Origin of the sequence: Fusicatenibacter faecihominis (genome assembly GCF_020686945.1) — a bacterium.
GTDB lineage: Bacteria > Bacillota > Clostridia > Lachnospirales > Lachnospiraceae > Limivivens > Limivivens faecihominis.
Genome location: NZ_JAJEPR010000024.1, coordinates 13,882 through 27,029, shown reverse-complemented (window position 1 = coordinate 27,029; position 13,148 = coordinate 13,882). Strand labels below are relative to the sequence as shown.

The window sequence follows — 13,148 nt, the reverse complement described above, 5'->3', positions numbered from 1 at the left end:
ATGACACAGTTTTATGGAACGCTGACTCCGGAAAAAACGGAGCGTGAAGAAAAAAACATGCAGCTGGTGAGAAAAGGAGCCGGCGAGTGCATGGTACTTCTGGAAAATGACGGCGCTCTGCCTTTAAAAAATACCGGAAAGATCGCTCTTTACGGAGCAGGAGCAAGACATACCATCAAGGGCGGTACCGGTTCCGGTGATGTCAACTCCCGTGAAGTCATCAACATTGAGCAGGGACTGAAGGATGCCGGTTTTACCATTACGACAGACCGCTGGCTGACGGCCTATGATGAGCTCCTCAAAGAGACAAAAGCAGCCCATCAGGCAGAAGTAAACCGCCTGGCAGAGGAAAGACAGCAGCCGCCGTTCATCATCGAGTTTGAGCTTCCCTTCAAAGAACCGGATCTTCAGGCCATCACGGAGGAGGATGTGAAAGCCTCCGACACCGATACGGCTGTTCTGGTGATCGCCAGAAACTCCGGAGAAGGCGCGGACCGCTGGAATAAAAAAGGGGATTATCTGCTCAATGACGGAGAAGTAAAAGCTCTGGAATTTCTGGGCGCTCATTATGAGAAAACCATCGTACTTCTGAACATCGGCGGAATCATTGATGCCACGGTCCTCAAAGAAACAGCAGGTATCAATGCGGTTCTGCTCACCGGTCAGCTGGGCAATTCCGGGGGCTTAAGTGTGGCAGATGTGCTTACGGGCAAACAGGTTCCATCCGGAAAACTGACGGATACCTGGGCCAAAGCATATGCCGACTATCCGTCCTCCGAGGGCTTCAGCCACAACAACGGAAATATTGATGATGAATACTATACCGACGGCATCTATGTGGGTTATCGTTATTTTGACACCTTTGGCATCGAGCCGCATTACTGCTTCGGTTACGGAAAAGGCTACACGGATTTTGCCATCGAAAACGTGAAAGCTGTTGTCGAAGGTTCCGGCGTAAAAGTAACTGCCAGGGTCACCAACACCGGAAAAGCGTATGCCGGAAAAGAAGTTGTCCAGGTATATGTTTCCGCTCCGGAGGGGGCTCTGGAGAAACCGTATCAGGAGCTGAAGGCATACAAAAAGACTGCTCTTCTTGCTCCGGGTGAAAGCGAGACAGCAGAGCTTACCTTCGCACTGAAAGATATGGCCTCTTATTCCGAAGAGAAAGCCGCCTGGATCCTGGAGCCCGGCGAGTATCTCATCCGTGTGGGCAACAGCTCCAGAAATACGCATGTTGCAGCAGTTCTGACGGTGGAGGAAGAGAAGCGGACCGAGCAGCTGAAGAATCTCTTTAACGGGGACAAAGAGCTGAACGAGATCTCCGGAAAAGGCCGGAAAGCCTATACCTATGAAACAGAAGCGGAGGAAATAAAGAACGCAGAGCGTATCCTTGTTCCTGCTGACGCTGTTGAGACCCGCACCGTGGTTTATCAGGAAGCACGCCCCATCCTGACTACAGATAAGACAGAAAAGCTGACGATCCAGGATGTCATTGACGGAAAAGCAACTGTGGAAGAGCTGGCTGCACAGCTTACCGTGGAAGAGCTGGCAGATCTCTGTGTCGGAACTCTTCGCACCAGTATGGGCGGCGATCCGGAGGGAAAAGACAATGTGATCGGAAATGCCTCTGCTACCGTACCGGGAGCTGCAGGAGATACTTCCTCCATCATCTGGGAGAGCCGCGGCGTGAAAAACCTGATCCTGGCAGACGGCCCTGCAGGCCTTCGTCTCCAGCCCCATTTCAAGACCACCAAAGAGGGAGAACTCCTTCCTGGCGGAGAAGGAATGGGAGATATCGTTGCCGCTTTCGACGAGAGCAAGATCCCGGCAGACGCTGTGGACCATTATCAGTATTGCACCGCCATCCCCATCGGAACCGAGCTGGCTCAGACCTGGAATCCGGAGCTCATCGAGGAGATCGGGTACATGGTAGGAAAAGAAATGCAGGAGTTCCATGTGGACCTCTGGCTGGCGCCGGCACTGAACATTCACCGGAATCCTCTCTGTGGAAGAAACTTTGAGTATTATTCTGAGGATCCGCTGATTGCCGGAAAATGCGCTGCAGCCATGACCCTCGGCGTACAGAAAGACGGCAAGGGCGGCACCACGATCAAGCATTTCGCGGCCAACAACCTGGAAGACAACCGGATGTTCTCCAACAACCATATGAGTGAGAGAGCGCTCCGTGAGATCTACCTGAAAGGCTTTGAGATTGCTGTCAAAGAGGCCCAGCCGCTTTCCATCATGACCTCCTACAACCTGATCAATGGCCTGCACACCGCAAACAGCCATGACCTCATCCAGGCGGCAGCCCGTGACGAGTGGGGCTTTGAGGGCGTTGTGATGACCGACTGGTTTACCTCCCAGGATGTGCCCGCAATCTCCGGAACCGGCCACATCTATCCGATTTCTGCTTCCACCGGCTGCGTTTATGCAGGAAACGACCTGCAGATGCCGGGCTGCCGGAAGAATGTGGACGATATCGTCGAGGCTGTGAAGACCGGCAAAGAGCTGGACGGCTACCGTCTGACTCTGGGCGACGTACAGTTCTGCGTCACCAACCTGCTCCGGGTTGTTGCCAAGGTTATGAAATAATATATCTGCGAATTGCTCCGCTGCTATGCAGTTCACGCAATTATGGTATGATTTGACTATTTACAGACAGCCAGCTATAGTGATAAACTATAGCTGGCTGTAATTTTTTCGGATTAACACATTTTTTCCAAAGGTGTTATAGTAAATTCCATCGAAGAAAGGAAAGAAAAGAAATGGCAGAGATTTTAATCGAGAACGTTTCAAAGTCCTATGTTTCGAAAGACGGCTCGGTGCAGGCTCTGAAAAATGTAAATCTGGCGATCGAGTCGGGCGACATTTTCGGAATCATCGGAATGTCCGGAGCAGGAAAAAGCACCCTGGTCCGTTGTATGAACTTCCTGGAGGTGCCCACAGAGGGTACGGTTTCCATCCGGGGAAAAGCGTTAAGCGACCTGTCGGAGAAAGAACTCCGAAAGGAGAGAGAAAAGATCGGAATGATCTTTCAGCATTTTAATCTGCTGATGCAGAAGTCCGTTCTGGAAAACGTTTGTTTTCCTTTATATATTCAGGGCAAACGAAAAGGCGAGGCCCGGAAACGGGCCCTGGAGCTTTTGAAAATCGTAGGCCTTGAGGATAAGGCAAAAGCCTATCCGGCCCAGCTCTCCGGAGGACAGAAACAGAGGGTAGCCATCGCGAGAGCCCTGGCATCTGATCCGAAGATTCTGCTCTGTGACGAGGCCACCAGCGCTCTGGACCCCCAGACAACTTCTTCTATTCTGAAGCTTCTGGAGGAGATCAACCGGAACCTTCATATCACGATTGTCATCATCACACATCAGATGGCAGTGGTCCGGGAGATCTGCACGAAGGTTGCCATCTTGAAAGACGGCGAAGTGGTGGAAAAGGGCTCCGTGGAAGAGATCTTCAACAATCCGAAGTCTCAGGTAGCCAAAGAGCTGATCCTCACAGACGGAAGTCAGCAGACAGACCTGAAACCTGTGATCCAGAGCGGAGACAGAGTCCGGATCGTATTTTCAGAGAACTCGGCATTTGAGCCGGTGATCGCAAACATGATCCTGAAATTCCATGAACCGGTAAATATTTTAAAAGCTGACACGAAAAACGTGGGCGGCGTTGCAAAGGGCGAAATGATCCTTGAATTCCCGGGGGACAGCGAAAAGGCGAAAGCCATGAAGCAGTACCTGAAGGAACGGGGACTTGCCATCGGGGAGGTGACGGACAGTGTGGACTAAAGAAGTAGTCGATATGATTCTGAAAGGAATCCAGGAAACGTTGTACATGACGCTTTTGTCCACGTTAATGGGTTACGTCATCGGACTTCCCATGGGCGTGCTTCTGGCCGTATCCGATAAGGATGGCCTGAAACCGAACCGGGTGCTCTACCGCATTCTGGACGTCATCGCCAACATCGTACGAAGCATTCCGTTTTTAATTTTACTGATCTTACTGATCCCCTTCACCCGTATGATTGTGGGAAAAAGCTACGGTTCTACAGCTACGGTAGTGCCGCTGGTTATCGCCGCCGGCCCCTTCATCGCCAGAATGGTGGAATCTTCCTTAAAGGAAGTCGATGAGGGTGTCATCGAGGCAGCCCGTTCCATGGGAGCCAGCAACTTAAGAATCATTGTGAAGGTGCTTCTTGTGGAAGCGAGAACTTCCCTGATCAACGGAGCAACGATTGCAGTAGGAACCATCCTGGGCTACTCAGCCATGGCAGGAACCATCGGCGGAGGCGGACTGGGAGATATCGCGATCCGATATGGCTATCACAGGTATCAGGCAGATATCATGATCGTTACCGTTGTACTTCTGGTCATTCTGGTACAGATTTTCCAGATGGTCGGAACCACTCTGGCCAACCGACTGGACAAGAGAAGATAGTTATAAAAAAGATAATATAGAGGAGGAAACTATTATGAAAAAATTACTTGCAGCAGCATTAAGCGGTGTTCTGACCGCAGGCATTATCCTTGGCGGTACCGGTCTTTCCACAAAGGCAGCAGAGACTGAGACAGAGACCACAGGTGAACTCACTCCGATCAAAGTAGCAGCATCTGCAACCCCGCATGCAGAGATCCTGGAGCAGGCAAAACCGATCCTGGCAGAGGAAGGTTATGATCTTCAGGTAACCGTATTTGATGATTATATCATGCCCAATGAGGTAGTAGAGAGCGGTGATATGGACGCTAACTACTTCCAGCATCTTCCTTATCTGGAGCAGTACAACGAGGAGAAAGGCAGCCATCTGGTAAGTGTAGGCGGCATCCACTATGAGCCCTTTGGAATCTACCCGGGAACAAAATCCAGCCTGGACGATATCGCTGACGGCGATTCCGTTGCAGTTCCGAATGATACCACCAATGAGGCAAGAGCCCTTCTGCTTCTTCAGGATAACGGTCTCATCAAACTGAAAGACGGTGCAGGTCTTACCGCTACCGTAACCGATATTGAAGAGAATCCGTACAACCTGGACATCGTAGAGTTGGAGGCAGCACAGGTAGCCCGTGTGGTTGATGAGACCGCTTATGTGGTACTGAACGGAAACTACGCTCTGGCAGCAGGCTTCTCCGTAGCAAAAGATGCTCTGGCTTATGAGAAATCTGATTCTGAGGCAGCCAAGACCTATGTAAACATCATCGCCGTAAAAGAAGGCAATGAAGAGAACCCGGGCGTTCAGGCTCTGGTAGACGTTCTGAAATCCGATGAGATCAGAAATTACATCAACGAGACCTACGACGGAGCTGTTATCCCCTACGATGACAGCGACGCTGAGGCTGAGAGCGAGACTGAGACCGGTTCTGAGGCAGAGACCGAGACCGCAGCAGAAACTGAGACTGCAGCTGAGTAAGCAGGACATTGAAAAGAAAACATTCCATAAAAAACCCCGCACATACGAAAAATGTGCGGGTTTTTTTTATCTGTCTTTTATCCGGAGTATCGGGGCTTTTAAGAGACCAAAGGGGTTAATCTGGTATTCATAAGACCATTCCTCGCCGGTGGTCCGCCAGTTGTCCGGTCCGCACCAGTTGTCGCTGAAGTTACAGTTATGAAGTGTGCCAAAGGTATTGATTCGGTTGCCAAATACTGTCAGTTCCAGCAAATGCTCTCCTGATGTAAGTTCGCCCAAAGAAATTTCGTAAGGCGAAAAAGCAAGAAGCCCTTTGGAAATTCCGTCAACGGAGGCACGAAGGACGGGAGAACGAAACAGAGAAGCAGACAAAAAGACTTCTCCGCCGGTACTCACAAAAGGAATCCGGTAGGTGAATGTTCCTCCGTAGAAGGGATACCCCTGTCTGGTAATGTCAGAAAAAGCAAGTTCTTTCTTTGGCGGGAGAAGCGTCAGATGTCTTCCGGAAAGAGCAACTGTGAAATCTCCCAGCAAATAGAAGGGTTCGATGTTTTCTCTGGCGTGATAGGGAATGTGGAATTCCAGGGTATGCGATCCCTTCGTAAGAAGCGGAAGGGCAACCGTCTGAATCGAGCGGTCGGTGTACCATCCGGTTTTCTCGTTTTTGATTTCTTTTCCATCCAGGAGAATGGTTGTTTTTTCGTCATTTTCCAGAGCTAAAAGTGCATGCTTCAGTTCGGTTTCCGAATCTATGGAAAAACGAAGGGAGAGCATATGCTCATAGCTGGAATTATGCGGGGTAGTCCAGGGCTGGGCCAGAGCCTGTGTCCGAAGCGGATACCCCAGTTTCCGGCGGAAGAGATTATCAATCCGGAGAATTTCATCTTCCTCCATCCAGGGCTCTTCATCAAAGCGGTATTCAGCCAGATCCAGAATGCATACATTCGGCTCATGAAAAATGACCGGATTGACAGGAGAAATGGGCAACAGTCTGGAAGAACCAACCGGCTTTGATGAGGGAAAGGTATGTGCAAGCGGTTTGGCGCCGGCTTCCAGGAAGAAAAGACGGCTGTCCTGATCGTAGAGGGTATCCTGGATCACGGTCTTTCCATCACCGGTATAGGATACCGGAATTGGCCTGATTTCTCCAGTCATTGCGTCGTACTGTGTGGGCGTCCAGATTCCGGTGAGGGTCAGCTGGATTTGTTCAGCAAAGGAAAGATCTTCATTGGCAGTCTGGTGATTTTTTTCATAAGTGCGGTATACATGAGAGAGGAAAAGCCAGCGGTTTTCTCCTTCTTCCCGCATTTGGTAGATGAGATTCTGACTGGCTGTTCCGTCAGCCTCCAGAATTTCCACATCACGAATGGGAGAAAGCGCCTTAAGAAGCGGCATTTTTCCAAAGGGAATCCGGGTACATTTTTCAGCCAGTTTTCGGCCTCGTTCGGAGGGAATGGCATCTTCGAGGGAAGGAATTTCACCGGCAAAAAGAAGGGTTCCTCCGGCTTCCTGAAATTTCTCCAAAATTTCCAGCGTTGTACTGCGAAGGGTCTTGCAGTTTGGAACAAGAATCTGATCATAATGCATGCAGCCCACAGTCAGAGTCCGGCCATCCTGTGTGCCTTTGTTCAGATCAGGAAGAAGAGCTTCGGAGATAAAATCAAAGTCCACCGTACCAAACAGAAGCCATTTGATCAGTTTGTCAAAGTTTTCGTCCATCTCTTCACGAATACCGGAAGTCTGATTTTTCGGTCCCCAGTAGAGCCAGTAGGATTCGATGGGATGAATCACACCCAGACGGACATGCGGCGTATCTCTTCGAAGCGCTTTGTTTAACCGGGCAAAATAGTTTTCAATGAGCGGATATTCCTTGTACCAGGGAGATTGATACCCAATGGAAGCCGGAAAATCACGTTTGGCTTCCCCTGCCATAGTGGTCCAGGTCAGATGCGGTACCCGCACGGTAACACCCAGGGCAGTCTGCCAGTCTCCCTGGAGCTTATGTCCCCGAAAATCAAAATCCCAGTCTGTAACGCCATAAAGCTCACTCATGACGCCGATTCTGCCATATTGATGAGCAGCGCTTTCTGCCTGTTTGGCAGTGGAAAGCTCTCTCTGGTCGCAGAGCATATCAATGCCTGGAATATCGAAGGCACGATAAGAACGCATGACTTCGCCCATAGCGGCGGTCTGCCGCTGCAGAGTCGGCTCTTCCATCATATGTCCGGTCATGGCAATTCCGTGCTTCCGGCACCAGGCGCCGACGGTATCGGCATAGGCCGCGGCAAACCGTTCGGTCACATGATCGTGGTATTCATAACGAAAACGGGAAACAGCGCCATCTGGAAGTTCCCAGAACAGCTCCGGCAGGTGATCCAGGATACTGTGACCATAACATGCCTGAAATGTATCTTCAAAATCATCCGTATAAGGAATGGCCACCTCCCGTCTTTCTGTTGCAAAATTCAGAGGAATCTTGTAGGGGAATTCCGGCTCATCGGTAAAAATGGCGGGAACCGTTTTTCCAAAAGATTCTCCAAGGACTTCTGCATATTTTTCATGGGTAGAAGCAAGGAAAGCTTCCACGGTTTCTTTATCCAGTGTATTGGCGTAGGCCTGATTATTAAACCAGGGGCTTTCTCCAGATATTTCCAGGTAGGCAAACCATTCGTCACAGCCGTCTTTGCAAGGCTGATCTTCAGGAATTCTCTGGTAGGAGGCAAGGTATCCCTTTTCCAGGCATACCTGATATTTTCCAAGAAAAGTACGTTCTGCGCTTCTTTGGGCCTGGCCGCAGTGAGAAAGATGGTTGGGAGAATGATCTTCTCCTTCTATTTTTTCAGGGGAGAAAAGGAGAAAACGGGTACGATGGCGGTGATCTTTTGTGATCAGGCCTCCGGCAAATCCGGATGGCCAGCGATCCTCATCATAGAGCCAGGTGAGAAGGCCCAGTTCGTTGCTTTTCTCATGACTGTATCGGACCAATTCCATGAATTCTTCTCCAAGATAGGGAGTATCAAGGCCGGTCCTGCAATGCAGGTGAGCGCCGCCCATGCCCATATCTTTCATGGCTTCCAGCGTATAGTCGATAGTTTCCCGGGTCATTTTACAATTCCATGACCAGAGAGGAGCCGCCCGGTATGCACTTCCGGGCTGGCAAAATTCTTCTGCTGTCAGTTTCTTCAGATTCTTTGTTTCATTCATGATGATTCACCTCGGCTTTTCATTTTCTGTGCAGGAAGTGTTCTTATGTGTTTCGGTCAAGAACGACGGCAGGGATTCCCAGGAGACAGGCAACTTTTTCAAAAAGTCGGCCATTATGTCCTACGCTCATGGCAAAATGATGAGTTGGCGCTTCGGCAAACCATTCTTCCATGTAATCATCCGGGCTCTGGTGAAATTTTACAGGAGTCTGTGTATTTCCAATGGTCATAATCGGACCGTTCGTAGCCTCTGCTTCTGTGATGATGAATTTCAGATTTCCGTCCCGGGTCTGTGAGCAGCCCAGCGTGGTGATGGGGCCTCTTCGTACTTTTGCTTCTACAGAAACACCACTTCCCTGCTTTCCGTGATAGACACCCAGACCCCGGAGTACGGGTTTGCCATCTGCAATGGCCAGATGGAAGGGGCCATCATGGCCCAGGAGGATGGTGCCGTCTTCATAATCTGTGACCACGATTTCTGAAAAAGAACCGCCAATGCCAAGAATATCGCATATTTTCATGGCAAGGCAGGTTTTCAGATCGCCCTCCCCGGCACAGGGGATTCCTTTGGCGGTTAAAAGGGAATGGCCCACGATGAAACCAGACTGGAGCTTCTCATAATCTCCGCCGGGAGCTCCGTGGTAGTAGTAAGCCAGACCATCCAGGTTGTATTCCTTTACCAGGCGCTCCTGGGCAGCCGCTACTTTGGCGGACCAGTCAAGCTGCTCCTCGGTGGGACGCTGGTTGCGGGGATCCGCAGATTCTTTCTCTGCAATCTGGAAGAAGTCAGCCATTTCTTTTCGCTTTTCTTTTACTTCATCGTCGCTTACCTGTCGGAGCATCCGATCCAGATCGCACATTTCCAGAAGTTCTACATGCACACCCGCCTGCGCGGAGATCATTGTAAAATCACTGTATAGATCCAGCATGCCAGAATAATTATTTCCTAGAAAACCAAATCTTGCATAGGATAAAGCGGCTTTTACTTCTGCGGCCCGCACCCATTCTTCGATTTTTTTCCATGCCTGGATGGCTTCCGGACGTTTGGCAGTTTCTTCATTTGTGAGAGATATTTCCGGTGTTTCGTGAAGGCCCAGAAGGCCATTGACAATCCGGTAGGGGATGCCGGCCCGGTGAAAGGCGTTGGTCAGCTCCGGAACCGGACAGGCGCCACAGTGGGCGAGCCATTCTCCGGTTGTTGTTTTTTCATAGTCAATCCGGGCAGCGGGCTGCAGATTCAGGATAACCGTCATTGCCTTACAGATTTGATGAACCGGAAGAACAGAAGCACTGGTTACATAAGTACCGCTGTGTGCCAGAATCAGATCCACATGGTTGGAGACAAAATATTCACCGGCTTTATGGCCTTCCTCCTCACAGTCAACCAGACCATAATAATAAACGGATGCCCCCATGGCTTCTACCTTGGATGCAATAAATTTGCCATAGGATAACAGCCGTTCCCACAGTCCGTCAAATTGTGCCCAGTAACACTGAAGTCCCATGGTATAGATACCGATTTTTGCTTTTTTTGTGTTCTTGATTTTTTCCATTGTACAGCCCTCCTTTGTCTTTACAAAATCATTATAGCTGTGCATAATAGAAAATACCTACCGCAATCTTGGTGAAAAATATCAAAATCTTGCTGTTATAGAAAAGGGGAAAATTATGAAGAATCATCCGACCTTTCATCTGGGAAATGACCATACGGACTATTACGAGCAGGCCTCTTATACCTGGTCTGAAGATTCCATCCGTTTTCTGAATACAGTCAACCCGTCTACCCAGGCTCATTATCTGTATGTGCAGGAGTGTGGAGTTTTTAAGACCAAGCCGCCCTACTATACAGAGAGGTCCGGGCTTCCGTCTTTTCTGATTGTCTATACAATTCGTGGTAAAGGAAAGCTTACCTGGAGAAAACAGACGATGGCCATAGAACAGGGAAGCTGTTTTTATATCGACTGCCGGGAACCACATCGTTACGAAAATGCGGACGCGGACACCTGGGAATTTTTGTGGCTGCATTTCAATGGCCCGGGCGCGGAGCATTATTTTGAAGATTTTCATTCAGCGGAGCATCCCGTTCTGATGCCGCAGGATACGTTTCTTGTGGAAAGTACCTTACGCCGGATTTTATCTCTTGCAAGGAAAAAAACAGTTTATACGGATATTCTTACCGCCAGCCTTATTACGAATCTTGTGACGGAACTTATGATTCAAAGTATGACAGATTCCAGACAGATTTTTGTGATGCCGGATTATGTGAATCGAAGTATTGAGTTTTTGCAGGCACATTTTTCAGAACCGCTCACATTAGATACCATTGCTGCTTACCTGAATATCAGCAAATATCATCTTTCCAGAGAATTCACCCGCTGCACTGGAGAAAGCATTCATCAGTATCTGATTCGCATCCGTGTCAATCAGGCGAAAATCCTTCTGAAAGAAACAACGCTTTCTGTGGAGGAGATTGCTTATCAGGTTGGAATTCATCATGCCAGCCATCTCATCCAGTTGTTCCGGGAACGGGAAGGCATGACACCCCTGGAATTCCGGAAGCATTGGGCTTCTGTTGTAGAGCGATGATGGAAGTTCTGATTTTGGCGTTTTGCCATAAATATAATGTGGAGAAAGATTAGACAAATGTAAAAAATGCATAAAAGAAAAAGGAAAACATTATCTATTTCGATGAAATGCACAAAACACATCAAAAAACACTTGTAATGTCAAGAAAAAATAGCTATACTGTTGAAGTAGCTCAAATAAACATTCGATTTCGAAAAATAGAGAAAATAAAATAGACGATTTCGACACAAAGTCGAAAAGTGTCTAATAACAATGAATTTATACGGAATTGACGTATAAAAATAAAATATTAATAAAAAGGAGGGTTTTTATGAAAAATCGTAACAAGAAAGTGATTGCTTTACTGCTCGTCGGCGCAATGACAATGGGAATGGGTGTGAGCGTGAGTGCCAGTGAGAAGATTTCTGAAGAGGGTGTCACCTTGACAGTAGCAGGAAACAAACCGTCAGGACTGGAAGACTGGACGAACCTTGCATGTATTCAGGAATACAAGGATCGCCTGGGAATCAACCTGGAATGTGATTTTACAGAGACGGACTGGCCGACCCAGAGAACACTTCTGTTTGCAGGAAATGAACTGCCGGATCTGATTCTGAACGCCGGATTTTCGATCAGTGATGTCAATTCTTACGGTTCTCAGGGATATCTTCTGGACTTCAATCAGTATCGTGATATCATGCCGAACATGGTAGCTACCTTTGAAGAGTATCCGGAGCTGGAGTCTTTCCTGACGACTGAGGATGGCCATATTTATGGCATGACTCAGATTCGAAGCGATATGACAGACCGTCTGATGAGAACCTTTATCAAACGGACCTGGCTGGAAAACCTGGGTCTGGAGGTTCCGACTACTCTGGACGAGCTGTATGACGTTCTGGTAGCTTTCAAAGAACAGGATGCAAACGGAAATGGTGATGCTACCGATGAGATCCCGATGCTGTGGGATACCTACGGCGGCTACCAGGGAGCTGAGAGAACCCTTCTGGATGCGTTTGGAATTTATCCTGCAGGCTGGGGTGATTTCACCTATATCCTTCAGGCAGACGAAAACAACCAGGTATATCTTGCAAATACCTCTGACAATTACAAAGAATTCCTGAAGTTCATGAAGAAACTGTGGGATGAGGGAATTATCGATCAGGAAGCATTTACCTATGACAGCAGTGAGCAGGAGACTGCAAAAGCTCAGGAAGACAGATATGGCTTTTTCGGTTGTGGTTCTGCTCCGTTCGTACTGACTGTTACTGATATCAGCACCGATAAAGACTGGGTTGCTGTTTCCGGACTTTCTTCTGAGTATAACCAGGATCACGGCGTTTCCGTTCTCAGCCCGGTTGTAGATGGTATCTGTCTGGTAGCAAGTGCTGACACCGAACATCCGGAAGAAATTGCCAAGTTTGTTGACTATTTCTTCAGTGAAGAAGGCATGATGGCTGGTGCTATCGGATACGAAGGACAGGGCTGGGATTGGAATGAAAATGAAGCTCTTGGCGTGAAGGTTCCGAAGTGGAGATGCCCGGATGGTTATGCATCTGCAGAAGAATATCGTTATAAAGGTTCCGTTCTGAATAACTGCCTGAACATGCATGAATCCAATCTGGATCGTGTAGCTCTGTTTGAAGTTCCGATTGAAACCCTGGATAAAGACGAAGTGCTCACGGAGTTTGGTTGGGCTGCGCTGGTTGCAAAAGCTTACCGCCAGGATGGTATTACACCGAAGGACGCTTATCCGATCGTTGCATATACCAACGAAGAAACCAACAGAAGAGTTTCTCTGAAAAATGATGTTTCTACTTATCTTGGACAGATGAGAGCTGAATTTATTACCGGCCAGACTGATATTGATGAGGGCTGGGATGCGTATAAAGAAACCGTAAACCAGATGGGTATGGAAGAACTGATTCAGATCGAGCAGGCTGCTTATGACCGTTATCTGGCAGTATCCGCTGAATAAA

At 48.7% G+C, this 13,148-nt stretch carries 8 protein-coding genes; 6 read left to right on the top strand and 2 right to left on the bottom strand.

What is annotated here, in order from left to right; translation table 11 throughout:
- The 4 genes from LKD71_RS12735 to LKD71_RS12720 all read left to right on the top strand — a co-directional run bounded on the left by LKD71_RS12735 (position 1) and on the right by LKD71_RS12720 (position 5,404).
- Positions 1–2,595: a glycoside hydrolase family 3 protein gene (locus LKD71_RS12735; protein WP_227615698.1), complete on the top strand. Its 2,595-nt coding sequence runs from the start codon at positions 1–3 to the stop codon at positions 2,593–2,595.
- Between the two features lie 173 nt (positions 2,596–2,768).
- Positions 2,769–3,788, top strand: coding sequence for a methionine ABC transporter ATP-binding protein (locus LKD71_RS12730; protein WP_227615697.1), 1,020 nt, complete (start codon positions 2,769–2,771; stop codon positions 3,786–3,788).
- 13 nt (positions 3,789–3,801) lie between these two features.
- Positions 3,802–4,437 carry a methionine ABC transporter permease gene (locus LKD71_RS12725; protein WP_255633028.1) on the top strand — a complete coding sequence of 212 codons (636 nt, stop codon included), beginning with the start codon at positions 3,802–3,804 and terminating at the stop codon, positions 4,435–4,437.
- A gap of 34 nt (positions 4,438–4,471) precedes the next feature.
- Positions 4,472–5,404, top strand: a complete 933-nt coding sequence (locus tag LKD71_RS12720; RefSeq protein ID WP_227615696.1) for a MetQ/NlpA family ABC transporter substrate-binding protein — start codon at positions 4,472–4,474, stop codon at positions 5,402–5,404.
- 66 nt (positions 5,405–5,470) lie between these two features.
- Here the strand turns inward: LKD71_RS12720 and LKD71_RS12715 are convergent, their stop codons facing one another.
- Together LKD71_RS12715 and LKD71_RS12710 are read right to left on the bottom strand one after the other, a co-directional pair.
- On the bottom strand, positions 5,471–8,608 hold the full coding sequence (locus LKD71_RS12715) for a glycosyl hydrolase (RefSeq protein ID WP_227615695.1): 3,138 nt from the start codon (positions 8,606–8,608) through the stop codon (positions 5,471–5,473).
- 43 nt (positions 8,609–8,651) lie between these two features.
- On the bottom strand, positions 8,652–10,160 hold the full coding sequence (locus tag LKD71_RS12710; protein ID WP_227615694.1) for an L-fucose/L-arabinose isomerase family protein: 1,509 nt from the start codon (positions 10,158–10,160) through the stop codon (positions 8,652–8,654).
- Between the two features lie 115 nt (positions 10,161–10,275).
- On the opposite strand from LKD71_RS12710, the gene LKD71_RS12705 reads away from it, so the two are divergent.
- Both LKD71_RS12705 and LKD71_RS12700 read left to right on the top strand, forming a co-directional pair.
- The gene (locus tag LKD71_RS12705; RefSeq protein ID WP_227615693.1) at positions 10,276–11,193 is read left to right on the top strand and encodes an AraC family transcriptional regulator; all 918 of its coding nucleotides are present in this window, start codon (positions 10,276–10,278) and stop codon (positions 11,191–11,193) included.
- A 310-nt stretch (positions 11,194–11,503) separates the two neighbouring features.
- A complete protein-coding gene (locus LKD71_RS12700) occupies positions 11,504–13,147 on the top strand; it encodes an extracellular solute-binding protein (protein ID WP_227615692.1) in 1,644 nt (547 codons plus the stop codon).
- Position 13,148 lies beyond the last annotated feature (1 nt).

What these genes read in the sequence shown, in the direction of transcription:
- LKD71_RS12735 (WP_227615698.1), top strand. Translation starts at nt 1, where the DNA reads ATGACACAGTTTTATGGAACGCTGACTCCGGAAAAAACGGAGCGTGAA.
- LKD71_RS12730 (WP_227615697.1), top strand. Translation starts at nt 2,769, where the DNA reads ATGGCAGAGATTTTAATCGAGAACGTTTCAAAGTCCTATGTTTCGAAA.
- LKD71_RS12725 (WP_255633028.1), top strand. Translation starts at nt 3,802, where the DNA reads ATGATTCTGAAAGGAATCCAGGAAACGTTGTACATGACGCTTTTGTCC.
- LKD71_RS12720 (WP_227615696.1), top strand. Translation starts at nt 4,472, where the DNA reads ATGAAAAAATTACTTGCAGCAGCATTAAGCGGTGTTCTGACCGCAGGC.
- LKD71_RS12715 (WP_227615695.1), bottom strand. Translation starts at nt 8,608, where the DNA reads ATGAATGAAACAAAGAATCTGAAGAAACTGACAGCAGAAGAATTTTGC.
- LKD71_RS12710 (WP_227615694.1), bottom strand. Translation starts at nt 10,160, where the DNA reads ATGGAAAAAATCAAGAACACAAAAAAAGCAAAAATCGGTATCTATACC.
- LKD71_RS12705 (WP_227615693.1), top strand. Translation starts at nt 10,276, where the DNA reads ATGAAGAATCATCCGACCTTTCATCTGGGAAATGACCATACGGACTAT.
- LKD71_RS12700 (WP_227615692.1), top strand. Translation starts at nt 11,504, where the DNA reads ATGAAAAATCGTAACAAGAAAGTGATTGCTTTACTGCTCGTCGGCGCA.